The sequence below is a fragment of the Cardiobacterium valvarum genome, assembly GCF_900460955.1.
In the GTDB taxonomy this organism is placed as follows: domain Bacteria; phylum Pseudomonadota; class Gammaproteobacteria; order Cardiobacteriales; family Cardiobacteriaceae; genus Cardiobacterium; species Cardiobacterium valvarum.
This window is the reverse complement of sequence record NZ_UFUW01000001.1, coordinates 2,041,848-2,065,668: the sequence shown is the minus strand read 5'-3', so window position 1 is coordinate 2,065,668 and position 23,821 is coordinate 2,041,848. Positions and strand designations below refer to the sequence as shown.

Sequence of the window (23,821 nt, the reverse complement as noted above, 5' to 3'; positions counted from 1 at the left end):
CGGAAAATTAACCGACTTCCTTCAGGAGCGCGGTGAAGTGCCGCAGCACCTTCGGCTCATAAGTGAAAGTTAACCCTTTGATTTTCGGCGCGTTGGCCTTGACCTGTTTGAACGCCTCGACGATGAAGTCCATGTGCGACTGCGTATAAGTGGCGCGTGGAATCGTCAGGCGCAGCAACTCGGCAGGGCAGGGCAGCTGCTTGCCCGTCTTCGGGTCGCGGCCTTGCAGGAACGAGCCGATTTCTACTGCACGGATACCGGCGACCTTATATAACTCGCAGGCGAGCGCCTGGGCGGGGAACTGCTCCTGCGGAATATGCGGCAACAACTTGCCGGCATCAACAAAAGCCGCGTGACCGCCCGGCTGCTGGCAAACCACACCGATGGCTTCCAGACGGTTGGCCAGATACTCCACCTGTCCGATGCGGTAAGCGAGCCAGTCCTGACGCATACCATCACGCAGGCCGACCGCCAGCCGCTCCATCGCGCCGCCTTCCAGCCCGCCGTAAGTCGGGAAACCTTCCTGCACCACGCAGAGCGTGCGGCATTCCGTATAAACATCCTGGTAGCGTTCATTCTTCACGCACAACAGGCCGCCCATCGGTACCATCGCATCCTTCTTCGCGGACATGGCGAGCATGTCGGCATACTGATAACTCTCGAAAGTAATCTCTTCAATAGACTTATCCTTATAGCCGGGCTCACGCTGCTGGATAAAATAAGCATTCTCGGCAAAACGCGCCGAATCCATTACCACCGGAATATCATACTTCTGCGCAACCGCATACATACCGCGCAAATTGGCAATAGAAACCGGCTGGCCACCGGCAGAATTACAAGTAATCGTGCAGACAATATAAGGCACATTGGCTGCGCCTACTTCCTGAATACCCGCTTCCAATTTCTCCAAATCAAAATTACCCTTGAAATCGGATTTAACGCCGGTATCAAAAGCTTCTTTCGTATAAACATTGCGCACCGTGCAGCCATTAATCTGACTGTGCCCCTGCGTCGTATCAAAAAAATAATTAGAAAAAGCGACCATCTTGCTGCGGTCCAGCCCCTTTTCCTGCTCGCGCTTCTTGATTAACACCGGAATATAAATCTGCTCGGCACCGCGTCCCTGGTGCGTCGGAATCGTATAGTCATAGCCAAAAATCTCCTTGACTGCGCGGGCAAGGGCGTAATAACTGCGGCTGCCGCTATAAGCCTCATCACCGCGCAACATGGCGGCCTGCATATCCTGCGTGACGGCACCAGTACCGCTATCTGTCAGTAAATCAATAAACACATCCTCACTATCGAGCAAAAACGGATTCATGCCTGCTTTAACAATAGCCTTTTCGCGATACTCGCGCGTCGTCCTTTTTACCGGTTCAATAACACGAATACGGAAAGGTTCGGGAATATGGGTAAAGTTTTCCATGAAAATTATCCTCTAAAAAGAAAAAACAAGAATTGTCACAGACAAAATTAAAGACAAAAAAGTATAAAAGCATTCGTATAAAATACACAAATACTACGGAAAACTTGCTGAAAGGACATGATCCAGATTGAACCAGTGAATGAAGGGGAATATAGCGGTACACATAAAATATTCCTCGGACTGACAGGAATTGACGCAACAGGCTGCGGAAAACCGTTTACCTGTTGAGGATAATGTAGTCCGTTCTGTTGAAAACCGCAATAAATATCTGTCTTTTGATGGTGAAATGTGACCTTGTGCGTAAAAATGTGGAATAACCTTGCTCAGGAGCGCTTGATTTCAAAGGGACTCACCAAAGAGAGTAGGAAGATAGCAAGTTACATAAATACTGAGTTTGTCACCAAGCGGCGTGGTTACTGGGTTTGCCAAGCGTCGTGGTTACTGGGTTTGCCAAGCGGCGTGGTTACTGGGTTTGCCAAGCGGCGTGGTTACTGGGTTTGCCAAGCGTCGTGGTTACTGGGTTTGCCAAGCGTCGTGGTTACTGGGTTTGCCAAGCGTCGTGGTTACTGGGTTTGCCAAGCGTCGTGGTTACTGGGTTTGCCAAGCGGCGTCATTACTGGGTTTGTCAAGCGGCGTGGTTACTGAGTCGGCCAAGCGGCGTGGTTATTGGGCTCGGCAAGCGGTGTCATTACTGGGTCACGCTCTTGTCTCTAGGAATACGGCTTATGAAAAAGCCCCGCTTGGCGGGGCTTTTGTGGGTGGCGATTCTCAGAGTTCCCAGTGGAAGTTGAGCATGATGTTGCGCGGTTCGCCAAGGTAATTGTTGGCACCGTTCATGCGCGTCGGGTGGTTTTCGAAGTAGTGCTTGTTGGTGATGTTTTCCAGGGCAAGGCCAACGTTGAATTGGTCGTTGATTTTGAACTGCACGTCAGCGTTGAAGAGGGCATAGCCTTTTTGTTCGACGCCCCACAGGCTGCTGGTGCTGCTCTGGTAGTTCATGCCGCCACCGATGGTCCATTTTTCCGCAGCCCCCGGCAGGCGGTAGCTGGTGTAGAGGCGCATCTGGTGTTTCGGTGTGTGTTTGCTGGCATTGCCGCCTTTCAGGTCGCGTACGTTTTCGTTTTTCTGGTATTTGCTGCTGTTGTAGGTGTAGCCGGCGTTGATTTTCCAGGCATCAGTGATGTTGCCGGTGGCTTCGGCATCCAGGCCACGGCTGCGGATTTTGCCGTGTGCGGCGGCGTATTCTTGTCCGGAGGCAAGTGCCAGTTGCACGGGGCGGTTTTTTTGTTCTATTTGATAAAGGGCAATGCTGGTGTTGAGTTTGCCGCCCAACCATTCGCCTTTCCAGCCGACTTCATAGCTGTTGCCGGTCACGGGGCTCAGGAAGTTGCCCTTGTTGTCGCGGTAGTACTGCGGCTTGAAGATGCTGCTGTAATGGGTGTAAAGGCTGTTGTTGGCGTTTATGTCGTAGGTGATGCCAAGGTAGGGGGTGACGCGGCTGCGACTTTGTTTGTCGTTGCGGTCAGCGGTGTTGTCCGGCTGGTCGTTCCACCAGTTGTAGTCGGTAAATTCACGTCCGCTCCAATGGGTGTAGCGCGCGCCGCCCAGTATGTGCAGGTTGTCAAGCGCATTGACGCGGGTGCCGAGGTTGAAGGCATGAGTTTTCTGTTTGCTGCCGTAGTAGGTGCGGTCAATGTAATCGCCCCATCCCGGATAGGCAATTTCATTGCCTTGGAAGGTATAGGGGTTGTAGGCGGTGTTGTTACGGATGCGTTTCCAGCGGGTATTGCTGGCTTCCTGGCCGAAGGTATAGCTGGTAAAGGCGTCGTGTTCGCGGCCAAAGAGGCGGTATTTGCCGCTGAGTGCGATTTGTGCAGCAGCCTGACGGCCAGCGTTGTCGTAGCGGTTCAGGCCGTTCAGCGGGAGGGTGGCACCACGGGTAAGGCCGCTGTAACCGGGGTTTTCGTTGGCCAGCGCACCAAAGGCGCTCATGGAGTCGTTACGGGTGTAGCTGACTTTGGTGTTGAGTTTCCAGTCGTCGTTGAAGCGGGTTTCTGTACCGGCAAAGAAGTTGGCTTTGTTGTAGTCGTCTTTATTCCATTTGAAGCCGAGGCTCTTGTCACGCGGGAAGGCGATATTAGCTTGCGGCAGCCCGTAGGGGTCTGGGTGACCGTGGCTGTTTTGCATCATGCCGCCGAGGGTGACAGTGGTCGTTGCGCCGGCATCTTTTTCGGCGACGCCATAGACGAGGTAATGGCTGCCGTCTACGTCATCCTTGAAGGTTTTGTCTTTGCTGACGACGCTGATGACGCGTGCGCGCAGGGTTTTCTCGGGATCCAGCGCGCCGCTTGCGTCAACGGTGCTATAGACTTTGCCGTAGCGATCCACGCTGATGTCGCCACCGATGCGGCGTTCGGCAGTCGGTTTTTTACGCACAGCGCTGATGGTGCCGCCCGGTTCGGCGTTTGCCTGGGTGAGACCGGTCGCACCACGCACAACTTCTATGCGCTCGTAGATGGCAAGATCGCTCGGGCTTTGTGAATTGTGGTAGGGATTGCCATAGGCACCATGCAGACTGGTAGAGAGGCCGTCTTCTTCAATTTGGTCAATATTGAAGCCGCGCGTCTGGTAGCGGTAGTGCCCGCCTTCATCGCGGACGACATTCACGCCGCCGGTTTTCAGTGCGCCTGCCATATCATGGATACCGCGTGCTTTCAGCTCATCCTGATCAATCACGGTCACGCTTTGCGGGACTTCACGCTGGCGCAATTCAAGGCCGGTGGTGTTGTGCAGGGAGGAGATGCGGTAGAGGTTAATTCTGCTATCGGTGGTGGTTTTGGTGGCAGCAACGTTGACGGCTGCCGATGCCGTGTTGCCTTGCTGTGCGGCAGCACAAGTGCAGGCAAGTAACAAGGCAGTGGCTAGGGTGGTATGCGGGAAGGTGTGGTTCTTCATGGCGGTTCCTTGAGTGTTTGCGAATGAATGAGGTGTTAACCTGCCGTCATGATAACGGCTTTCCGGCGGGCTTGGAAAGGTTTCTGTGTCATTTCTACCACAGTTTCCCCATCATTTTTTGCCACAAACGGCGTCATCTTCCCGTTAACTAGCTGGGAAAATCATGAAATCGTCCCAATCGCCATACCCACCACATTAGCACGCACCCACAGACAAGAATTGGTGCGAACTACGTCTCTCGTGTATTACTTGATCAATGACATCACCAAAATTTAACTGCTAGCGTTTTGCTGGCGGCAGTATTTTATCCGTGATGGTTCAGGCGGAAGAGGGCGGTAAATTCATCGCTGCGACGTAGCGCTTCCAGAGCGCGGCGTACGGCGGCGATTTTCTTCGGCTTGTAGAAGTGGGGGATATTGCGCCAGATGCGGTTGTAGCCGTAGCGACGCATTTCCGCTTCTGCGTCTGTGGAGCTCCAGTTCTGATAAAGGATACGATAGAGACCGATAGTCAGACCGGTGCGATCTTCGCCGCGGTAGCAATGCACCAGTACGCTGCCGTATTTTTCGCTTTGTTCGATGGTGTACAGCACTTGCGCCATTTCTTCAACCTCAATGTCCCAAGTCAGCAGCGGGATATTGATGATGCGGATGTCGGTATGGCCAAAGTGACGGTGGTCATTGTTGCGGTTGAAGTAGCGCAGGTTGATGATGGTGCGGATGTTCAGCGCCTGTAACAAGGCGGTGTCATCTTGGTCCAGTTGTTCACTGCGATAGAGGGTCGGCGTGACTTCGTGCAGGTGATTTGTTCTTGCCAAAAGCACCGCACGTTCTTGGGCGGTGATAGTCGGAGATGTTGCGTTTTCTCCATAAGAAACGGTGCTGCTTGCCAGTAGGCAGAGCAGTACCGCGAGGACGGTGGTTAGTCGCTTAATTTTTGGCACGGCGGATGGCGGCAAGTTGGGCCATAGTTTGTGCCAGTTCAGCTTGCGCGCGAGCCAGTTCAAGTTTCGTACTGGTTTTGTCGCGCATTTTTTCTTCGGCACGCCGACGGGCTTCACGAACGCGTTCTTCGTCAAGTTGCTCGGCACGTTCGGCGTCATCGGCGAGGATGATGGTCTGTCCTTGCTGTACTTCGATAAAGCCGCCGGAGATGTAGATGACTTCTTCTTTGCTATCCGGCAGAGTCAGGCGGACTTGCCCCGCTTTGAGAATGGAAAGAAATGGAGCGTGGCCGGCGAGGATGCCCAGTTCGCCGCGTTCGGCGGTCGCGACAAGGCGCTCCGCTTCCCCGCTGTATAGCTGGCGGTCGGCGCTGACCATGCTGACGTGAAAGGTGTTCGCCATGTCGGTCCCCCGTTTATTTTACGGTCTCGGCTTTAGCCAGCACTTCATCAATGGTGCCAACCATGTAGAAGGCTTGCTCTGGGATGTGATCGTATTCGCCGTCAACGATGCCTTTGAAGCCACGGATAGTTTCTTTAAGCGGGACGTATTTGCCGGCAGAACCGGTGAACACCTCAGCAACAAAGAAGGGTTGGGACAGAAAACGTTGGATTTTCCGTGCACGATAGACAACTTGCTTGTCTTCTTCTGACAGTTCGTCCATACCGAGGATAGCGATGATGTCGCGCAGTTCTTTGTAGCGTTGCAGGACGCCCTGGACGCGGCGTGCAGTTTCGTAGTGTTCGTCGCCGATAATCAAGGGATCAAGCTGGCGTGAGGTAGAATCCAGCGGGTCAACGGCCGGGTAGATACCAAGTTCGGCGATTTGCCGCGACAATACAACGGTTGCATCCAAGTGGGCAAAGGTAGTTGCCGGAGAGGGGTCGGTCAGGTCGTCCGCTGGGACATATACGGCTTGAATTGAGGTGATGGATCCGGTCTTGGTCGAGGTGATGCGTTCTTGCAGTTTGCCCATTTCTTCCGCCAGCGTCGGCTGATAGCCCACCGCAGACGGCATCCGACCAAGCAATGCGGATACTTCGGTACCGGCCAGGGTGTAGCGGTAGATGTTATCCACGAAAAAGAGAACGTCACGGCCTTCGTCACGGAAATATTCCGCCATGGTGAGGCCGGTCAGGGCGACACGGAAGCGGTTACCGGCCGGCTCGTTCATTTGTCCATAGACCAGCGATACTTTGTCGAGCACGTTGGATTCTTTCATTTCGTAGTAGAAGTCGTTACCTTCGCGCGTCCGCTCGCCAACGCCGGCGAAGACTGAATAGCCGCTGTGCTCAATAGCGATGTTACGGATCAGCTCCATCATGTTGACAGTCTTGCCGACACCCGCACCGCCGAAGAGGCCGACTTTACCACCTTTGGCGAAGGGGCAGAGTAGGTCGATAACTTTGATGCCGGTTTCCAGCAACTCGGTAGAGTTGGCCAGTTCGTCATAAGCAGGAGCTTTGCGGTGGATACCCCAATGCGCTTCGGCGTCAATCTCTGGACCGTGGTCAATTGCTTCGCCCAAGACGTTCATGATGCGTCCCAAGGTGGCTTTGCCGACAGGTACGGTAATCGGGTTGCCGGTGTTCTTCACTTCCATGCCGCGCGTTAGTCCTTCCGAGGAACCCATGGTGATTGTCCGTACAACACCGTCCCCCAATTGTTGCTGCACTTCAAATACGGTGCCGCCTTTTTCTGCAACCAGTGCATCGTTAATTTTCGGCACTGCGTCTTCGGGGAATTCGATATCGACTACCGCGCCGATGACTTGAACGATTTTTCCGGTACTCATCTTCACCTCTTGTTAATTCAATCCGTTTCGTCTCATACGGCTGCTGCGCCGCCGACGATCTCCGTCAGTTCTTGCGTAATCGCGGCCTGACGGGCTTTGTTATATTGCAATTCCAGCTCGCCAATCAGGTTGGCGGCATTGTCAGATGCGTTCTTCATCGCAATCATCCGCGCCGACATTTCACAGGCAATATTCTCCGCTACCGCTTGTTTGACTACGGATTCCAGATAACGCACCGCCAGTTTGTCGAGAATCTGCTCAACACCGGGCTCGTATTCATAAGTCCAAGCGTGTTCGGGCACGTATTTGTCATTAACGACAATGGTCGCTGGCAAGAACTGAACGATATTTGGCTCTTGCGTCATGGTGTTGACAAAGCGGTTACCGACCAGATAGACGCGGTCGATTTCGCCCACGCGGTAGGCATCAATCATGGAGCTGATGCCGCCAATCAATTCGCGCAACGGAGGGTTATCACCATAGGCATCCACGCTGGTCATGATATGGCCATTCATGCGGTTGACGAAGGCAATGCCCTTGCGACCAAAGATGCTGAACTCTACTTCGCAACCTTTGTTGCTCCATTCCTGCACATGCGCCAGTAGGGCTTTGAACTGGTTAATGTTCAAACCGCCACACAAGCCACGGTCAGTACTGATAACGATATAGCCCACTTTTTTAATGTTATCGCGTGTCTCATTAAAAAATGGATGCGGAGTTTCGCCGTGTGCTTTTAGCAAGTGCGCGATAACGCGCAGGATGTTTTCAACATAAGGGCGTCCTTCCAGCATCGCATCCTGCGAACGCCGCATTTTTGATGCCGCGACCATTTGCATGGCTTTGGTAATTTTCTGCGTGCTCTTGATGCTTTTTATCTGCGAACGGATGTCCTTGGCATTAGACATGGCTGTTTCCTCACCAAGCGCCTTTGTCTTTGAACGCGTTTAATGCAGTGCCAAATCCTTGTCGGATTTCGTCATCATAGATTCCACGTTCGTTGACTTTATCTAGAAGGACCTGATGGTCGCTGTGCATATATTGCAAAAGAGCCTGTTCGTAGGCCTGGATTTTTTCCACCGGAATATCATCCAAGAAGCCGTTTTCTGCGGCAAACAGTGAGACGCTCATTTCAGCAACGCTCATCGGCGAGAATTGTTTCTGCTTCATCAACTCAGTGACACGTTGACCGCGCTCGAGCTGTTTGCGGGTGGCGTCGTCAAGGTCGGAAGCGAATTGGGCGAATGCGGCAAGCTCGCGGTATTGCGCCAAGGCAAGGCGTACACCGCCGCCCAGTTTTTTGATGACCTTGGTTTGTGCGGCACCGCCGACACGCGATACTGAGAGACCGGCGTTGATAGCGGGACGGATACCGGCATTGAACAAGTCAGTCTCCAGGAAGATTTGTCCATCCGTGATGGAAATAACGTTGGTTGGCACGAAGGCGGAAACGTCACCCGCTTGAGTTTCGATAATTGGTAGTGCGGTCAGAGAGCCCGTTTTACCCTTGACTTCTCCTTTGGTCAGGCGCTCAACTTCGTCGGCATTGATGCGTGCCGCGCGTTCCAGCAAGCGGGAATGCAGGTAGAACACGTCGCCCGGATAAGCTTCACGACCCGGCGGACGTTTCAGCAGCAAAGAAACTTGACGATAGGCCCATGCCTGCTTGGTCAGATCATCGTAAACGATCAGGGCGTCTTCGCCACGGTCACGGAAATATTCACCCATGGCACAACCGGCATAAGGGGCGATATATTGCATCGCGGCGGAATCGGAGGCGGTTGCGGCAACTATGATGGTGTGCTTGAGTGCATCGTGCTCTTCCAGTTTGCGCACGACAGCTGCGATAGAGGAGGCTTTTTGTCCAATAGCAACGTAGATACATTTCACACCGGTATCACGCTGGTTGATGATGGCGTCAACAGCAATCGCGGTTTTCCCCGTTTGACGGTCGCCGATAATCAGCTCGCGTTGTCCACGTCCGATTGGCACCATAGAGTCAATGGATTTCAAGCCGGTTTGCAACGGCTGGTCAACGGATTGGCGTTCGATAACGCCAGGAGCAATTTTCTCAATGGGTGAGGTCGCAAGCGTCTTGATATCACCTTTACCATCAATGGGTTGACCCAAAGCATTAACAACGCGGCCTAAGAGTTCGCTTCCTACCGGAACTTCCAAGATCCTACCGGTACAGGTAACTTTATCGCCTTCCGACAAATGATCGTATTCGCCAAGGATAACGACGCCGACGCTGTCACGCTCAAGGTTGAGTGCCAATCCATAAACACCGCCGGGGAATGCAATCATTTCCCCCAACATTGCCTGACGCAGGCCTTGTACACGAGCAACACCATCATAAAGACTGATGATGGTACCTTCAGCTTTGCTTTCGACTTTGTTGTCGTAGTCGGCTATTTTTTCCTGAATAAAGCCGCTGATTTCAGCAGGATTAAGTTGCATTCTTCGTTTCCCCTAGTCATCGAGTTTCTGGGCAAATTCGGCGATTCTGCCCCGCAGTGTCTGGTCAATGACCAGTCCGTCGTATTCTATTATCACGCCCGCAAGCAGTGCGGCGTCTTCATGGATGTCCAGTACCACATCGCGCCCGGTCTTTTCCTGCATCAGCATCTGCAAGCTTTTTTCTTCAGCAGACGAGAGCGACTGCGCAGTCGTGATATGTACCATGCAGACATCGCTTTTGGCGTAGAGCAGTTCGTCGTAGATGTCGGCTATTTCCGGCAGTATGGCAATGCGATCGTGTTCTTCCAGTAAACGCAGCAGGTTATTTTCTTCGCTATAAAGACCGTGCCTGCGCTGTTTTTTCAGCAGTTGTTCTAACCAGTCCTGCAACTGGGACAAGAATCCCGGTAGAGCTAAATGTTCTGGCACTTCCGGTGACTGCATAACAGCTTTTGCGGTATGCAGAAATTGTTGCCATTGTTGCTGCGCTTTACCATCGCTTGCGTTAGCAAGAATGGCTTTGGCGTAAGGACGGGCAACGGTTTTTGACTCAGCCATGATTTACAGTTTCTCGCTCAGTTCATCCAGTAGGCGTTTATGGTCATCAGTTTTAACTTCGCGACCAATTACTTTTTCGGTCCCCTGAATCACCAGTTCGGCGACTTGCCCGCGCAGTGCTTCGCGAGCTTTGCGTTTTTCCTGCTCAAAGTTATCGCGTACCGCCGCGATCTCACGTTCACCAGCGTTTTTTGCCTCGATACGCGCATCCACAACCAGTTGTTCTGCCTGTTTTTGTGCACGCCCGACAATTTCGGTTGCCTGAGTCTTGGCCTGCGCGATGATGCGCGCAGTTTCTTCTTCGGCGGCGGCAACGCTGTGTTTCGCTTTATCCGCCATGCTCAGCCCATCGGCAATCTTTTGGCGGCGTTTTTCCATAGCCTCGGCAAAAAGTGGCCAAATAAATTTGTGGGTAAACCACCACAGAACGAGGAATGTGCCGATCTGGCCAATCAGCGTCAGATTGAGATTCATGTTGCAGACACCTTCCGGCGGTTCGCCGTGATTAGCCGTTCAACGCACTCAGCAGCGGGTTGCCGAAAACGAGGATCAATGCGATAACCACACCAATCATGGAAACGGCGTCCAAGAGACCGGCAATGATGAAGAATTTGACTTGTAGCGGGTTCATCATTTCCGGCTGGCGGGCGCTGCTTTCGATGTATTTGCCACCGAGCAGACCGAAGCCGAGAGCCGTACCCAAAGCGGCAAGGCTGAGGATGATCGCAGCAGCGATAACGGTTGCGCCTTGCAGTTGGGCAATAGCGGCGATTTTTTCCATGGGAACCTCCAATTAATTAAGTGAAAGGAAAAAAGTTAGTGATGTGGTTCAGTCATCGATAGGTAGACGACAGACAACACCATGGCGACATAGGCTTGCAGCACTACGATCAGAATGTGGAAGATTATCCATACTCCGCCAGGGATGAATTGCACAAACCACGGCAGGAAAGCGATCAGGATAAAGACCAGCTCACCAGCAAAGAGGTTGCCGAATAGCCGCAGCGAAAGCGAAATAACCTTGGCCAAGTCTTCAACTATTTTCAGCGCCAAGTTGAGCGGATAAAGAATGATTTGTCCTAAAAGGCTTTTTGCTTCAAAAGGATGTCCGCCCAATGCTTTAATGAAGCCAAGCGGTTTGTAGTTTTTGAAGAGGTAGATATAGGTCAGGGTAATAACGGTAATGGAAAGCGCGAAGGTAGTGTTGGCATCGGTTGAAGGTACGATTTTCAAATGATGGATGCCAAACTGGGCGGCAACACTGGGCAGGAAATCAACTGGAATCATGTCCATGACGTTCCAAAGCAAAACCCAGCAGAAGATGGTGAAAGCAAGTGAGCCGATGTCGGCGCGCGATTTGCCAAAAAAGTCTTTGATGGTGCCGTCAATAAATTCAAAGATCACTTCGGCGACGTTGGCAGCAAAGGATGGCGGTTCGTTATTTTCAACGTGTTGCAGGGAGCGCAACGCCATTCTGCGCATCCACCAGCAGAAGAGGCTGCCGAGCAGAATGGAAAAGAAGAGAGTGTCAATATGCAGAGAATAGAAACCTTCGCCAATGCTCAGGTTGGTCATATGGTGATTGATGATTTCCGCAGCAGTCTGTCCGGCCATATGTTCCTCTATTTTTTCAAAATTGCCCAAAAATAGGCGGTAGTGTAGGGTATTGCGAAACCGGTGAGTACACCCAATGGTTGCCAGTGTTGCACGAGTATCGTGCCCAAGATGGCAACGATCAGCCATTTCCGTATTTCAGCCTGCTTAGCGGCGCGTAAAAACCGTTGTGTGGGCAAGACATCCGGTAATCGGCAAAATATCAGCAGCGCCTGCACGATGGTCAATAAGCAAAGCACGCCACCTAATAGTACGGCGGTTACTGCCGCACGCCATGGGCTTAAGAGAACACAAAGTATCAATGCTATCAAGATAATACTTTGTATTTTCAGCAGATATTTTAGGGTTTCCTTCATTGGTAGGCCGCGGATTATAAGAGCTTGCCCGACAAGGGTCAACGGATTTCCATGTTTTGGTAATGTCTCTAATTTTTTCTTTATTATTTTCTTTATGGTAACTGCCTGGATCGTTGTACTTCAGCGATAAACTGCGTGACTATCCACTTGGCAGTTATTTCAGGGTTATTTGAAGCCCCATTTGGCGAGGATGCCGTCAAGTTCGTCAAGGTTGTTGTATTTGAGGGTGACGCTGCCACGCCCTTTGCTGCCGTGGCGGATGGTGACATGGTAACCGAGGAAGCCGCTCAGGCGTTCTTCCAGTGCGCCGATGTTGATGTCGCGCGGGGTCGGAGCGGGCGGTGTGTCAGGGTCTTTTTGCAGTTGTCTGACCCGCGCTTCGACTTGCCGCACGCTGTAGCCGCGTTCGAGGGTTTCCGCCAGCAGTTTTTTTTGCTGGATTGTGCCCAGGGTCAGCATGGCGCGGGCGTGGCCCATTTCGATGTCATTATTGTAGAGTGCTTCTTTGACCGGCTCGCTCAGTTCGAGCAGGCGCAGGATGTTGGTCACCGCCGAGCGTGAGCGGCCAACGAGTTCGGCGGCTTTTTCGTGGGTGAGTTTGAAGTCCTGCACGAGTTGTTGCAGGGCGCTCGCGACTTCGAGGATGTTGAGGTCGCTGCGTTGCAGGTTTTCGATCAGGGCGACGGCGAGCGCCTGCTGGTCGGTGTAGTTTTTGACGACGCAGGGGATTTTGGTGAGGCCGGCGATGCGGCTGGCGCGGAAGCGGCGTTCGCCAGCGATGATTTCGTACTGGCCATCGCTGATGGGGCGCACGACGAGCGGTTGCAGGATGCCGTGCTCGGCGATGGATTGGGCGAGTTCTTGCAGGGCGGCGTCATGGAAGACTTTGCGCGGCTGGTACACGCCGGCGCGGATTTTGGCGGCGTCAATTTGTTTCAGGGCTTCGAATTCGGGCTGGGCGATAACGTCGCGGGCGGCTTCGCCCAAGAGGGATTCGAAGCCGCGTCCGAGGCCGCCGCGTTTGGGTTTTTGCATGGTCATGGGTTCCTTCATTGTCCGAGGCGTTGTTGGAGTTCGGCGGCGATTTCGCGGTAGGCGATGGCGCCTTTGGCGCTGGTGTCGTATTGCACGATAGGCAGGCCGTAGCTGGGCGCTTCTGCGAGGCGCACGTTGCGCGGCACCACGGTCGTGAACATCAGGCCTTTCAGGTAGGATTCGAGGCTGTCCGAGACGTCGCGGGTAAGGCGCGAGCGGTTGTCGTACATGGTGCGGATGAAGCCGGCGACGCGCAGGTCGGGGTTGACGGTCTGACGCAGTTGGCCGACGGTATCGAGCAGGGCGCTGACGCCTTCGAGCGCAAAGTATTCGCACTGGATGGGGACGAGGACGTAGTGCGCGGCGACGAGCGCGTTCACGGTGAGCAGGTTGAGGGTCGGCGGGCAGTCGATGAAGACCCAGTCGAAGCGTTCCGCCCAGCCGTGGATGTGTTTTTTCAGCAGGGCGTGGCGCATGTTTTCGCGAAAGAGGGCTTCGTCCGAACCGGTCAGGTCGGCATTGGCGGGCATCAGCCAGATGCGCGAGTTGTCGCAATAGAGGCAGGTGTCTTCGACGCTGCGTGTGCCTAGCATGACGTCCATGACGCCATGTTCGACACCGCGCCGGTCCACGCCGCAAGCGACGGTGGCGTTGGCCTGCGGGTCCATGTCAATCAGCAGCACGTCTGCGCCGTTTTCGGCGAAGACGGCAGCGAGGCTGACGGCGGTGGTGGTTTTGCCGACGCCGCCTTTCTGGTTGGTGATGGCGATGATGCGGCTCATGTGTCCTCCCGCCGGATGTCAAGCAGTACCCGTTCGGCGTCAAGACAGGGCACATGCAGCGGGTGGGCGGCGTGCAGCGTAAAGCCAGCGGTCTCCACGTTTTCTGCTTCGCGCCCTTTCATCAGTAACCAGCGGCTGTGCGTGCCGCCGAAGTGCGCGGTCATTTGCACGAAGGCGGTTGCCGGGGCGAGGGCGCGGCTGATGATGATGTCTTGTGGCTCACCCTGCCAGTCTTCTGCCCGCTGCGCGGCGACTTGCACGTTCGGCAGCTGCAATACGGTCACCACCTGGCGGATGAAGGCGGCTTTTTTGCCGTTACTTTCAACTGCCAGCACGGCAAGCTGTGGCTGCATCACCGCAAGCAGCAGCGCGGGCAGTCCGGCGCCGGAACCGATGTCGGCCAGCGTATGCGCATCTTCGAGATAGGGAATGACGGTAAGGCAGTCCAGCACGTGGCGCGGCACTTGTTGCAGCGGATCGCGCACGGCGGTGAGGTTATGCACGGCATTCCAGCGGTTAAGCAAAGTCAGGTATTGCGCGAGTTGCGCCCGCTGTTCAGGCGAGACGGCAAACGGCAGCGCGTCCAGCCCGCGTTCCAGCAGTTCCAGGGCGGCTTGCGGCAGCATCAAACAACCTTGTTGCGGAAAAATTCCAGCAGCAGGCCGACGGGGCGGCCGGTGCCGCCTTTCGGCGTGCTGCCCTTGAAGGCACTGCCGGCGATGTCGAGGTGCGCCCAGGGGTAATCCACGAAGGCCGAGAGGAAGGCGGCAGCTGTGACTGCACCCGCTTCGCGCGAGCCGGAGATGTTTGGCAAGTCGGCAAACGGGCTTTTCAACATATCGCGATAAGCGGGGTCAAGCGGCATTTTCCACGCCAAATCGCGCGCAGCTTCACCGGCGGCAAAGAGTGCATCGGCTAGCGCGTCATCATTGGCGAAGAGGCCGCTGCGCACACCGCCGAGGGCGACTACCATTGCACCGGTCAGGGTTGCCATGTCAATCACCGCCTGCGGCTTGTAACGCGCGGCATAAGTCAGGGCATCACACAGAATCAGGCGGCCTTCGGCGTCGGTATTGAGCACTTCCACTGTCTTGCCGGACATCGAAGTCAGAATGTCGCCGGGGCGGATGGCGTTGCCGTCCGGCATATTTTCAACAGCGGCGACGAGGCCGACCACATACAGCGGCAATTCCGCTTCGCACAGGGCTTTCAGCGCACCAAACACTGCCGCCGCGCCGCCCATATCGCCCTTCATCTCGTCCATCGCCGCCGATGGCTTGATGGAAATCCCGCCAGTGTCGAAAGTCACGCCTTTGCCGACCAGCACAAACGGCTGCGCGTTCTGCGCATTGGCAGGGTGGTGTTCAAAGACGATAAAACGCGGCTCGTTGGCGCTGCCCTGCGCCACGCCGAGCAGCGCGCCCATACCGAGCGCCTCGATTTCCTTGCGTTTCAATACATTCACTGACAGTGGCGCATATGCCTTGGCCAGTGCCTTGGCCTGCTCGCCCAGCCATGCCGGGGTACAGACATTCGGCGGCATATTGACCAGATCACGGGTGAACGCACTGCCCAGCGCCCAGGCATGGGCGAGTTCCAGTGCCGCCTGCACCCCGGCCTTTTCCGGATGGTCGCAGACAAACAGCCATTCATGCTTGCGCGCCTTGCCCGCGTCTGACTTGAACGCATCGAAGCGGTACGCCGCATAGGCCGCCGCGCGCGCCATCACATCAGCCGCATGCGCGCCATCGCCAAGCAGCAGCCCGACCTTGCCCCAGCCGGACTCATCTGCGAGCGCCTGCACGGTGGCTGTCGCGCGTTCCAGCGCCGCATCCGTGCCGTCATGGCGCACCACGACCACACGCGACGCTGCCACATTCGGCACATTCACAAACAGGCGCGAAACCCCGTCCTTGGGCGGGAAATTGCCCGCATCACGCTGCGCGGCAAAAAAACCGCCTGACACCGCGTCCAGCGCGGCGAGGCAGGCAGAAAACGCACCATCGGCAGCCACGGACACTGCCAACACATCCGCCGCCAACTCGGCAGGCGCACACACCTTCAAAGAAAATTTCATCAACGGATACCTCAAAAATTCGGCTAAACTGCGCGGAAAACGCGCCAAAAAAGAGGCGTGAAGCATAGCACAAACCCCGCTCACCATGCCGATACTCTACCGCTACCTCATCCGCGAAACCCTCGCCGTTTTCCTCGCCACCAACCTCATCCTCCTCGCCATCCTCCTCAGCTTCCGCCTCTCCTCCCTGCTAGCTGCCGCAGCCGCCGGCAACATGGCTTTGAGCGCCGTATGGCAGCTCGTCGGCCTGCAAGCCGTGCGCTTCCTCGTCGTCCTCATGCCCATCGCCTTCGTCCTCGCCGCCGTGATGACCCTTGGCCGCCTCTACCGCGACCAGGAAATCAGCGCCATCCTCGCCTGCGGCATCGCCCCCGGACACCAGACCCGCGCCCTCATCCTGTGTGCCGCCCCCATCTGCCTGCTGCTGCTCATCCTCAGCCTCACCATCCTGCCCGGCGTCTATCGCAGCCAGGAAGGCCTGCGCCAACAGGCCCAGCAGGAAGCGGGCATGATCCTCTTCACCCCCAACACCTTCCGCCGCCTTGATGATGGCACCGTCGTCCACACCGGCGCCATCGAAAACGGCGAACTGCGCGATTTCTTCATCGCCCACCAGGAACCTGACGGCCACAGCATCATCCTCGCCGACAGTGGCCGCCTCGGCGGCAGCGAACAAGAACGCCACCTCTACCTCAACAACGGCCGCCGCCTCGCCTGGACGGATAATCACGAGCCCACCCGTACCACCCTCTTTACCTTCGACAGTGCCGACCTGCGCCTGCCCGGCGCCAGCGCCCTCACCGGCGAAAACACCCGCCTGCGCAACATCCCGACCAGCGAACTCGGCGCCAGCCCCGAACACCTCAGCGAATGGCAGACGCGCAGCAACCCCGCCCTCGCCCTCATCATCTACACCCTCTGCCTGCCGCTCCTCGCACGCAGCCAGCCACGCCAGGGCCGCTACCAGAAAATCCTGCCCGCCTTCATCGGCTTCGCCCTCTACATCAACCTGCTTGACCTCGCAACCGTCGCCATCCGCAAACACCAACTCGCGCCGCTGCCCGGCAGCTACTGGCTGCACAGCGCCGTCCTTGCCCTCATCCTTGCCGCCTGGCACCGCCATACAAGGAGGGCCTGATGCTGACCCGCTTCGACCGCTACTTGCTGCGCACCATCCTCATTACCACCCTCATCACCCTCGTCTTCCTCCTCAGCGTCGACCTCATCATCCAAATCTCGGCCGAAGCGGACGACCTCGGTCGCGGCCACTACACCCTGCGCGTCCTCCTCATCCAGCAACTCCTCGTCCTGCCGGAAAAACTCATCCTCTTCACCCCGGCCGCCGTCCTCGTCGGCACCATCATGGGCCTCGGCCAACTCGCCGCGCAGAACGAAATCGCCGTCGTCCGCGCGGCGGGCATCTCGCGCCTGCGCCTCGCCCGCGCCGGATTACTGCTCGCCTTCATCATTGGCGTGCTTAACATCGTCAACGGCGAAGCCTTCGCGCCGCAACTCGCCGCGAAAAGCCGCCTCATCCATCACCTCGCCCTCGGCGAAAGCGCAGAGACCACCACAGCCCAGGGCATCTGGCTCAAACAGCGCGATACCATCATCCACATTGGCGCCCTGAACCCCGATGGCAGCCTGCAACACCTGCGCTACTACCAGGCCGATGCCGACCATATCACCATCACCGAAGCCGATCGCGCCACCTACGCCGCCCCCGACTGGCTGCACGAAAACCCGCGCCGCTACCGCACCGGCGCAGAAAACACAGAAACCCTGCCCGCTCCCGCACGCTGGGAAAACGGCGCAACCCCGGCAGACCTCAAAAGCCTTGCCACCATCGGCTCGGCGGAAACCCTGCGCGAACTGCACACCCTGACCCGCTTCATGGCGGCGAACGGCCTGAACCACCGCCAGGAAAGCCTCAAATACTGGCAACGCCTGCTCACCCCGCTGACCACAGCGGCAATGGTGCTCCTGGCGCTGCCCTTTGCCTTCGGCAGCAACCGCAGCGGCCAGCAGGGCACCCGCCTCGTCACCGGCATCCTGCTCGGCGTTGCGTACTACGTCACAAGCGGCGTCATCGCCAACCTTGCCCTGCTGCTCCACTGGCCGCCGCTGCTCGGCGCCACCCTGCCCATCCTCCTCTTCACCGTGCCCGCGCTTATCGTGCTGACCCGGCAATAACACGCCCCATCCCGACCGCCTATGAAATCTCTCGCCCTCACCGCCCTCACGCTCAGTCTTGCCGCCCATGCCGACCACGTCTGGCTGCACGACGGCGAAGCCATCATCCGCGCCGAAATCGCCGCCGATGACGCCAGCCGCATGCGCGGTCTGATGTACCGTCCCTGGCTGGCGCCGGGAACAGGGATGCTTTTCCTCTTCGACCCGCCGCAGCCTGTTTCCTTCTGGATGAAAAACACCCTGATCCCGCTGGATATCCGCTACTACGATGTGGCGGGCCGCCTCGTCGCTTACCACCTCGCTACGCCTTGCTTAAGCGAACCCTGTACGCACTACCCAGGACGTGGCCGGGTCGCCTACGTCCTTGAAACCCGCGCCCGTTACCGCCTCATCCCGCCGACGCAACCGTTGCGATTGCTCGCCGTCCCACCCGCACGGCGGTAATCCATCCCAAGAACGTTGGCGCGTCTCGCCTACTACCGTGTACGGTCTTCACTGCGCCGCTTTCTCCGCTTGATGCCTAGGATTGGGATAAGCGAGCGGGCTCGTCGCTTTGGTGCATAAAAAATCCCTTCCCCGCTTGCGAGGGAAGGGATTGTTCTTTGTACCCATTGCCCAATCAGAGCAAGCGGCGGCGGAAGTAGGTGATGACGATTTCGGCGATGACGACGACGGCGAAGATGGTCAGCAGGATGACGGCAACGCGGTCCCACTCGAAGAGGTCAATGGCCGAGTTCATGATCATGCCGATACCGCCCGCGCCGACCAGGCCAAGCACCGAGGATTCGCGCACGTTGATGTCCCAGCGCAGCAGCATGATGGACCAGAAGGCGGGTTTGACGGCGGGCCAGTAGCCGTAAAGGATTTGGCTGCTTTGGGTCGCGCCCGCTGCTTTCAGCGCTTCGATAGCACCGCGTGGCACTTCTTCCAGCGCTTCACCGAGCAGTTTGCCGACGAAGCCGACGGAGCGGCAGGCAATGGCGGCGGTACCCGCCAGCGGGCCGGGGCCGAAGACGGCGATGAAGAGCAGCGCCCAGACGAGTGAGTTTACGGAACGGCTGGCGACGAGCATCGTTTTGGCAAGGAAGTTCAGTCCCCGGTTGGGCGTGAGGTTGTGCGCGGCCAGGATGGAGAGCGGCAGGGCGGCGATCAGGGCGAAGATGGTGCCCAGTGTGGCGATGTGGAAGGTTTCCATCAGCGCCGTATGCACTGCGACGCGGTAGTAGGCGTAATCGGGCGGGAACATGCGCCGCACCATGTCGAGCATTTGTTCCGGCGCGTCCCAGAGGAATTCCCAGATGACGTTGATGTTACGCAAAGACAGCAGCACGGCGATGCCGATGCCCAGCCAGAAGGCGGTGCGGGCGAGTTTTTGCCCGAGGGTGTGCCGCTGCCACAGGCGTTCGGCAAGCGCGAGGTTGGGGGTGTTCATTTCAGACATTGAAGATCCGTTTTACCGCGTTGGCGGCCAGTTCGCCGAGGAGGACGACCGCGATGATGGTAAGCAATATGGCGAGGACAAAATCGTATTCGAAGCGCTGGAAGGCGGCGAAGAGGGTGCCGCCGATACCGCCGGCACCGACGATGCCGACCATCGTCGAGTTGCGCAGGTTCGCGTCGAGCTGGTAGGTACAGAAGCCGACGAGGCGCGCCATCACTTGCGGCAGCACGCCGTAGGTGACGACGGAGATGAAGGGTGCACCGGTTGCGCGCACGGCTTCAATCTGCTTCATCGAAATCTCTTCGATGGTTTCCATGAACAGTTTGCCGACAAAGCCAACAGAGGCAACGATCAGCGCAAGGATACCGGCGAGCGGGCCGAAGCCAACCGCCTTGATGAAGATGATGGCGACGATGACCGGGTTGAAGGCGCGGCAGAAGGTAACGACGAAACGCGCCGGCCAAGTCGCCCAGGCGGGCATCAGGTTGCGCGCGCCGAGGATGGCGATAGGCAGGGAGAGCAGCACGCCGAAGAAGGTCGCCAGCACCGCGATTTGCAGGCTTTCCACCAGACCGGTGAGCAGTTGCTGCCAGTCTTTGAAGTTGGGCGGGAACATGCGCGCGAGGAAGCGGCCACCGTTGTCGATACCCTTAATAAAGCGTTCGGCAGAGAAATCGAGCTGTCCCAGCGCGTAGAAGGCGTAAATGGCAAGTGCCAGCGCGAGCAGGCGCGCGCCCCAGGAGGTATGGAAGGGGCGAACGCCGGCAGGCGGCGGTGCGTATGTGGGTTTGGCTGGCGCGTTCATTGCAACCAGTCCTTGCCGCCGTAAATCGTGTTCAGGTCGGCATCGGTCAGGTCGGCGGGAGGGCCGTCGAAGACAACTTTACCGCCCGTCATGCCGACGATGCGGTCGGCGTAGCGGCGCGCCAAATTGACATCGTGAATGTTGACCAGCACCGGAATCTGGTTATCCATGCCCTGCGATTTCAGCAATTCCATGATTTCCACCGAAGTTTTCGGGTCAAGCGAGGAAGTCGGCTCGTCGGCGAGCAGGATTTCCGGACGCTGCATCAGGGCGCGGGCGATGCCGACGCGCTGCCGTTGCCCGCCGGAGAGACTGTCGGCGCGCTGGTTGGCAAAAGCCGCCAGCCCGACAATGTCGAGCAGGCGGTAAGCGTAGGCAATATCTTCAGCGGGGAAGCGGCGCAGCCAGGCGTTGAGCGGCGATACATAGCCCAAGCGGCCGGTGAGCAGGTTTTCCATGACGGACAGGCGTTCAACGAGGTTATATTCCTGAAAGACCATGCCGATGCGCCGCCGTGCTTCGCGCAGCGCGCGCCCTCTTATATGGGAAAGCTCTTCCCCTTTAAAGAGAATCGAGCCGTCGCTGGGTTCGATCAGGCGGTTGATGATGCGGATCAGCGTCGATTTTCCCGTCCCGGAAGGGCCGATAATCGCCGTCAGGCCGCTGCCCGCAAACGTCAGGTCGATGCCTTTCAGTACCGGCGCACCGGGCTTGTAGGCCTTGGTCAGGCCGCTGATTTGCAACACGGTGCTCATAGTTCTACCCGTTTATTCATAATCCCGTCCGTTTAAGGCTTATTTCTTCTTGGCGTTTTCGGCTTCATAGCCACTGCGGTTCAGGCTCTGCCCGGCGGCAATGGCAACCTTGCGCACCAGTTCCCAGTCTTTCTGATAATTGGCGGGGAGGAAGCGGTCGCCACCCAAGCCTTTCGCCATTTCCGGCGGAATGCGGTACTCAAAGAAACACTCTTTGATCTTTTCCACCAGTTTCGGATCCAGATCGTGCGCATAAGCATAGGCATCGGTCGGGAAGAGCTCGCTGGTGTAGAGGACATTGAAATCATCGGCACTGACCACGCCGCGTTCCGTCATGTGTTGCAGCACGTCGCTCGCGACCGGGGCAGCGTCATAGTCGCCTGACTTCACGCCGAGAATGGACTGGTCGTGTTTGCCGGAATAGACCACCTTGTAATCCTTGTCCGGCGTGAGGCCGAGTTCTGAAAACAGGGCGCGCGGCGCAAGATTGCCGGTGTTGGAAGACGGTGAAGTGTGCGCGATGCGCTTGCCTTTCAGGTCGGCCAGCTCTTTGTAAGGGCTGTCTTTGCGCACAATCATCTTGATGGCAGCGCCTTCCGGGCCGTTTTCCGTACCACGGATGGCAAACGGCACGGCACCCGCGATATTGACCGCGAAATTGGTCGGGCCCGTTGAAAATGCAGCGATGTGCAGACGGCCGGAACGCATCGCCTCAATTTCTGCCGAATTTGACTGCACGGCGAAGAACACCGTCTTGCGTCCCACGCATTGCGACAAATGACCCATGAACGGCTGGAAGAGCTTTTCATAAACAGTCGGATCCTCCACCGGCGTGAAAGCAAAAATCAGCGTCTTCGGATCGCGGAATTTCTTCGGATCAGACGGCGGGTCGGCGACCATATCCTTGTCGGCATCGCAATAAATCGCATCGAGATCGCCACGGTGCGGACAGGCGTCTTCTTCTGCCAGCGCGGCGCTGGAAAAAGCCAGCCCTGCGGTCGCTAACAGGCTGAGACGAAACATGGGCAGCACATTTTGCTTGGCATGGAATTGCATCATTAGCTCCAAAAAAGTTGTGGGGATAACCCAAACTTTCAGGATTGCCCGGACAAAAAGTGGCGGCAGGCCCACTTCATGCAAGGCATCTGAAAGGAAGGGGGATGACCGCCTGCAAGACAAACGGTAGCGGTGAAAAGTGTGGATACGATTGGTTGTTATCAACACATTGCAACACTATATGCACATTATAGCCACAAAGAATTGCAGAAAGGAAGGGGAGAATCCACAGAAAAAGCGCGCCAACCTAACGTCTTGCCACAGCCACACGGCAAACACCGCATCAGCCCCGCTTGACCGACATCAAAACCGCCGCGTTATCCCGCTTGGCGAGGCCAGTAATGACGTCGCTTGACGAGGCCAGTAATGACGCCGCTTGACGGCTGATGCCTATCCATACCGATGGCTCGATACAAATGCCCCACCGCCAAACAAAAAAGACACAGCTTACGCTGTGTCTGAATTATCCCTTTGCATCAGGGTCTGTTTTTAAATGGAGATGAAAAATGACTACCGGCGAATGGTTCGTCTTAATCCCTTTGAATCAGGGTCTGTTTTTAAATGCGAAAACGGAGAGTGACATGAAGCAAGTTCTAGAGTCTTAATCCCTTTGAATCAGGGTCTGTTTTTAAACTTAATTATTATCCAATTCATGACTGGAAATACAGTCTTAATCCCTTTGAATCAGGGTCTGTTTTTAAACACCTTTACCCCCTACAACCCGGCGGACATCGATAGTCTTAATCCCTTTGAATCAGGGTCTGTTTTTAAACTCGTAAAACTGTCGCCGTAATGACCGCTTAATCGGTCTTAATCCCTTTGAATCAGGGTCTGTTTTTAAACCGGTGAAATTATGATATTAGAAAACCTTTTTGTCGTCTTAATCCCTTTGAATCAGGGTCTGTTTTTAAACCCATTGAGCAGCTTATAGAGCGTGCCGGCGGGCGTCTTAATCCCTTTGAATCAGGGTCTGTTTTTAAACAGCGGGGTGCTGGATTTTCTTTTCTTATCAATTCTCTGCAAAGCAGCTTTCCAATTTTTTTCTTGTCGCCAAAGCTGTCTCATTTTTTCACCCCTGCCGTATTTTTTATCTTCTGCCGACGCGCCTATGCTACGCCTCTTGTCGGCGGCGTCAATGCGCCATGTCCCGCCCGACGGTCTTGTTGTTGTCGCTGCGGGGGTTACAGACTGGTGATGCAGGTGATGAGCCCCAATACTACGCCCGGCGAGTTGGCAATGGCGATCGGCCAGTCGCGTTGTTTTTTGCAAAGGCCGTACACCACCCACAGGGTGCAGTTAATGGCGGCGCAGAGCGGCTGGATTGGGTTGCCCTTGTGTCCGGCCAGGTTGGCTTGAATTTGAAAGATATAGGAAGTGTACATACAGATGGAAGCGATGGTGGCGACGGTAGCCAAGATACGGATCTGTTTTTCGTTCATATAAGTAGTCCTCAGGTAGTCCTCTAATAGATAGGTGGTAATTTTGGGATGCTCAGTGTAACACTGTGCCCACCCCGTGCAGGCCGCGCCCCGGACGCGTATCATGCCGGCCTTCATTTTCCGATGGCGACGG

24 protein-coding genes and 1 CRISPR repeat array are annotated in these 23,821 nt (G+C 56.2%); of the genes, 3 read left to right on the top strand and 21 right to left on the bottom strand.

Annotated elements, in window-relative coordinates:
* Positions 1-7: 7 nt before the first annotated feature.
* The 16 genes from tnaA to DY250_RS10095 form a co-directional block, all read right to left on the bottom strand.
* Positions 8-1,426, bottom strand: a complete 1,419-nt coding sequence (gene tnaA / locus DY250_RS10170) for a tryptophanase (RefSeq protein WP_115612194.1) — start codon at positions 1,424-1,426, stop codon at positions 8-10.
* Positions 1,427-2,194: 768 nt separating this feature from the next.
* Entirely contained in the window at positions 2,195-4,381 is a 2,187-nt protein-coding gene (locus DY250_RS10165; protein ID WP_115612193.1) for a TonB-dependent siderophore receptor, read from the bottom strand.
* A 304-nt stretch (positions 4,382-4,685) separates the two neighbouring features.
* Positions 4,686-5,324, bottom strand: a complete 639-nt coding sequence (locus DY250_RS10160) for a tyrosine-protein phosphatase (protein WP_115612192.1) — start codon at positions 5,322-5,324, stop codon at positions 4,686-4,688.
* Positions 5,311-5,727 (bottom strand): F0F1 ATP synthase subunit epsilon, encoded by a 417-nt coding sequence (locus tag DY250_RS10155; RefSeq protein ID WP_115612191.1) that lies wholly within the window; start codon positions 5,725-5,727, stop codon positions 5,311-5,313. Before DY250_RS10155 ends, DY250_RS10160 begins: the two co-directional genes overlap by 14 nt.
* Before the next feature lie 13 nt (positions 5,728-5,740).
* Positions 5,741-7,120, bottom strand: a complete 1,380-nt coding sequence (gene atpD, locus DY250_RS10150; protein WP_115612190.1) for a F0F1 ATP synthase subunit beta — start codon at positions 7,118-7,120, stop codon at positions 5,741-5,743.
* Between the two features lie 32 nt (positions 7,121-7,152).
* The gene (gene atpG / locus DY250_RS10145) at positions 7,153-8,025 is read right to left on the bottom strand and encodes a F0F1 ATP synthase subunit gamma (RefSeq protein ID WP_115612189.1); all 873 of its coding nucleotides are present in this window, start codon (positions 8,023-8,025) and stop codon (positions 7,153-7,155) included.
* A 10-nt stretch (positions 8,026-8,035) separates the two neighbouring features.
* Positions 8,036-9,577: a F0F1 ATP synthase subunit alpha gene (gene atpA, locus DY250_RS10140; RefSeq protein ID WP_115612188.1), complete on the bottom strand. Its 1,542-nt coding sequence runs from the start codon at positions 9,575-9,577 to the stop codon at positions 8,036-8,038.
* A gap of 12 nt (positions 9,578-9,589) precedes the next feature.
* Positions 9,590-10,135: a F0F1 ATP synthase subunit delta gene (locus DY250_RS10135; protein ID WP_006984349.1), complete on the bottom strand. Its 546-nt coding sequence runs from the start codon at positions 10,133-10,135 to the stop codon at positions 9,590-9,592.
* 3 nt (positions 10,136-10,138) lie between these two features.
* A complete protein-coding gene (locus DY250_RS10130) occupies positions 10,139-10,609 on the bottom strand; it encodes a F0F1 ATP synthase subunit B (protein ID WP_115612187.1) in 471 nt (156 codons plus the stop codon).
* A 31-nt stretch (positions 10,610-10,640) separates the two neighbouring features.
* On the bottom strand, positions 10,641-10,916 hold the full coding sequence (gene atpE / locus DY250_RS10125) for a F0F1 ATP synthase subunit C (RefSeq protein ID WP_006984347.1): 276 nt from the start codon (positions 10,914-10,916) through the stop codon (positions 10,641-10,643).
* Between the two features lie 35 nt (positions 10,917-10,951).
* Positions 10,952-11,749, bottom strand: coding sequence for a FoF1 ATP synthase subunit A (locus DY250_RS10120; RefSeq protein ID WP_115612186.1), 798 nt, complete (start codon positions 11,747-11,749; stop codon positions 10,952-10,954).
* Positions 11,750-11,757: 8 nt separating this feature from the next.
* Positions 11,758-12,105: an adenosylcobinamide-GDP ribazoletransferase gene (locus DY250_RS10115; RefSeq protein WP_115612828.1), complete on the bottom strand. Its 348-nt coding sequence runs from the start codon at positions 12,103-12,105 to the stop codon at positions 11,758-11,760.
* Between the two features lie 165 nt (positions 12,106-12,270).
* Complete coding sequence (locus tag DY250_RS10110) at positions 12,271-13,146, bottom strand: ParB/RepB/Spo0J family partition protein (RefSeq protein WP_245951104.1); 876 nt, start codon at positions 13,144-13,146, stop codon at positions 12,271-12,273.
* 8 nt (positions 13,147-13,154) lie between these two features.
* Entirely contained in the window at positions 13,155-13,922 is a 768-nt protein-coding gene (locus DY250_RS10105; protein ID WP_115612184.1) for a ParA family protein, read from the bottom strand.
* The gene (rsmG, locus tag DY250_RS10100) at positions 13,919-14,548 is read right to left on the bottom strand and encodes a 16S rRNA (guanine(527)-N(7))-methyltransferase RsmG (protein WP_115612183.1); all 630 of its coding nucleotides are present in this window, start codon (positions 14,546-14,548) and stop codon (positions 13,919-13,921) included. The genes DY250_RS10105 and rsmG overlap by 4 nt, the downstream gene beginning before the upstream one ends.
* A complete protein-coding gene (locus DY250_RS10095; RefSeq protein ID WP_115612182.1) occupies positions 14,548-15,999 on the bottom strand; it encodes a leucyl aminopeptidase in 1,452 nt (483 codons plus the stop codon). Before DY250_RS10095 ends, rsmG begins: the two co-directional genes overlap by 1 nt.
* Positions 16,000-16,084: 85 nt before the next feature.
* Between DY250_RS10095 and lptF the strand changes: the two genes are divergently transcribed.
* The 3 genes from lptF to DY250_RS10080 are packed head-to-tail and all read left to right on the top strand — an operon-like array spanning position 16,085 to position 18,636.
* Positions 16,085-17,137, top strand: coding sequence for an LPS export ABC transporter permease LptF (lptF, locus tag DY250_RS10090; protein WP_115612181.1), 1,053 nt, complete (start codon positions 16,085-16,087; stop codon positions 17,135-17,137).
* Positions 17,137-18,192, top strand: a complete 1,056-nt coding sequence (gene lptG / locus DY250_RS10085; protein ID WP_245951103.1) for an LPS export ABC transporter permease LptG — start codon at positions 17,137-17,139, stop codon at positions 18,190-18,192. The genes lptF and lptG overlap by 1 nt, the downstream gene beginning before the upstream one ends.
* A 21-nt stretch (positions 18,193-18,213) precedes the next feature.
* Positions 18,214-18,636, top strand: coding sequence for a DUF192 domain-containing protein (locus DY250_RS10080; protein ID WP_115612180.1), 423 nt, complete (start codon positions 18,214-18,216; stop codon positions 18,634-18,636).
* A 175-nt stretch (positions 18,637-18,811) separates the two neighbouring features.
* Here DY250_RS10080 and phnE (DY250_RS10075) read toward each other — a convergent pair whose 3' ends face one another.
* From phnE (DY250_RS10075) to DY250_RS10055, 5 genes are all read right to left on the bottom strand, one after another.
* On the bottom strand, positions 18,812-19,633 hold the full coding sequence (phnE, locus tag DY250_RS10075; RefSeq protein ID WP_115612179.1) for a phosphonate ABC transporter, permease protein PhnE: 822 nt from the start codon (positions 19,631-19,633) through the stop codon (positions 18,812-18,814).
* On the bottom strand, positions 19,626-20,438 hold the full coding sequence (phnE, locus tag DY250_RS10070; RefSeq protein ID WP_115612178.1) for a phosphonate ABC transporter, permease protein PhnE: 813 nt from the start codon (positions 20,436-20,438) through the stop codon (positions 19,626-19,628). Before phnE (DY250_RS10070) ends, phnE (DY250_RS10075) begins: the two co-directional genes overlap by 8 nt.
* Positions 20,435-21,193: a phosphonate ABC transporter ATP-binding protein gene (gene phnC, locus DY250_RS10065; protein WP_115612177.1), complete on the bottom strand. Its 759-nt coding sequence runs from the start codon at positions 21,191-21,193 to the stop codon at positions 20,435-20,437. The genes phnE (DY250_RS10070) and phnC overlap by 4 nt, the downstream gene beginning before the upstream one ends.
* A 39-nt stretch (positions 21,194-21,232) precedes the next feature.
* Positions 21,233-22,252: a phosphate/phosphite/phosphonate ABC transporter substrate-binding protein gene (gene phnD, locus DY250_RS10060; protein ID WP_006984333.1), complete on the bottom strand. Its 1,020-nt coding sequence runs from the start codon at positions 22,250-22,252 to the stop codon at positions 21,233-21,235.
* Between the two features lie 523 nt (positions 22,253-22,775).
* A CRISPR array of direct repeats spans positions 22,776-23,231; the repeat unit is 37 nt; unit sequence AGTCTTAATCCCTTTGAATCAGGGTCTGTTTTTAAAC.
* Between the two features lie 199 nt (positions 23,232-23,430).
* Positions 23,431-23,688, bottom strand: coding sequence for a SemiSWEET family transporter (locus DY250_RS10055; protein WP_115612176.1), 258 nt, complete (start codon positions 23,686-23,688; stop codon positions 23,431-23,433).
* Positions 23,689-23,821: the final 133 nt, after the last annotated feature.

Excerpts from the sequence above, each read along its gene's own strand:
- atpA (WP_115612188.1), bottom strand. The coding sequence starts at position 9,577 with ATGCAACTTAATCCTGCTGAAATCAGCGGCTTTATTCAGGAAAAAATA.
- DY250_RS10110 (WP_245951104.1), bottom strand. The coding sequence starts at position 13,146 with ATGACCATGCAAAAACCCAAACGCGGCGGCCTCGGACGCGGCTTCGAA.
- atpD (WP_115612190.1), bottom strand. The coding sequence starts at position 7,120 with ATGAGTACCGGAAAAATCGTTCAAGTCATCGGCGCGGTAGTCGATATC.
- tnaA (WP_115612194.1), bottom strand. The coding sequence starts at position 1,426 with ATGGAAAACTTTACCCATATTCCCGAACCTTTCCGTATTCGTGTTATT.
- phnE (WP_115612179.1), bottom strand. The coding sequence starts at position 19,633 with ATGTCTGAAATGAACACCCCCAACCTCGCGCTTGCCGAACGCCTGTGG.
- DY250_RS10095 (WP_115612182.1), bottom strand. The coding sequence starts at position 15,999 with ATGAAATTTTCTTTGAAGGTGTGTGCGCCTGCCGAGTTGGCGGCGGAT.
- phnD (WP_006984333.1), bottom strand. The coding sequence starts at position 22,252 with ATGATGCAATTCCATGCCAAGCAAAATGTGCTGCCCATGTTTCGTCTC.
- DY250_RS10130 (WP_115612187.1), bottom strand. The coding sequence starts at position 10,609 with ATGAATCTCAATCTGACGCTGATTGGCCAGATCGGCACATTCCTCGTT.
- DY250_RS10115 (WP_115612828.1), bottom strand. The coding sequence starts at position 12,105 with ATGAAGGAAACCCTAAAATATCTGCTGAAAATACAAAGTATTATCTTG.
- DY250_RS10155 (WP_115612191.1), bottom strand. The coding sequence starts at position 5,727 with ATGGCGAACACCTTTCACGTCAGCATGGTCAGCGCCGACCGCCAGCTA.
- atpG (WP_115612189.1), bottom strand. The coding sequence starts at position 8,025 with ATGTCTAATGCCAAGGACATCCGTTCGCAGATAAAAAGCATCAAGAGC.
- DY250_RS10105 (WP_115612184.1), bottom strand. The coding sequence starts at position 13,922 with ATGAGCCGCATCATCGCCATCACCAACCAGAAAGGCGGCGTCGGCAAA.
- DY250_RS10165 (WP_115612193.1), bottom strand. The coding sequence starts at position 4,381 with ATGAAGAACCACACCTTCCCGCATACCACCCTAGCCACTGCCTTGTTA.
- phnE (WP_115612178.1), bottom strand. The coding sequence starts at position 20,438 with ATGAACGCGCCAGCCAAACCCACATACGCACCGCCGCCTGCCGGCGTT.
- lptG (WP_245951103.1), top strand. The coding sequence starts at position 17,137 with ATGCTGACCCGCTTCGACCGCTACTTGCTGCGCACCATCCTCATTACC.
- DY250_RS10080 (WP_115612180.1), top strand. The coding sequence starts at position 18,214 with ATGAAATCTCTCGCCCTCACCGCCCTCACGCTCAGTCTTGCCGCCCAT.
- rsmG (WP_115612183.1), bottom strand. The coding sequence starts at position 14,548 with ATGCTGCCGCAAGCCGCCCTGGAACTGCTGGAACGCGGGCTGGACGCG.
- DY250_RS10120 (WP_115612186.1), bottom strand. The coding sequence starts at position 11,749 with ATGGCCGGACAGACTGCTGCGGAAATCATCAATCACCATATGACCAAC.
- phnC (WP_115612177.1), bottom strand. The coding sequence starts at position 21,193 with ATGAGCACCGTGTTGCAAATCAGCGGCCTGACCAAGGCCTACAAGCCC.
- lptF (WP_115612181.1), top strand. The coding sequence starts at position 16,085 with ATGCCGATACTCTACCGCTACCTCATCCGCGAAACCCTCGCCGTTTTC.
- DY250_RS10055 (WP_115612176.1), bottom strand. The coding sequence starts at position 23,688 with ATGAACGAAAAACAGATCCGTATCTTGGCTACCGTCGCCACCATCGCT.
- atpE (WP_006984347.1), bottom strand. The coding sequence starts at position 10,916 with ATGGAAAAAATCGCCGCTATTGCCCAACTGCAAGGCGCAACCGTTATC.
- DY250_RS10135 (WP_006984349.1), bottom strand. The coding sequence starts at position 10,135 with ATGGCTGAGTCAAAAACCGTTGCCCGTCCTTACGCCAAAGCCATTCTT.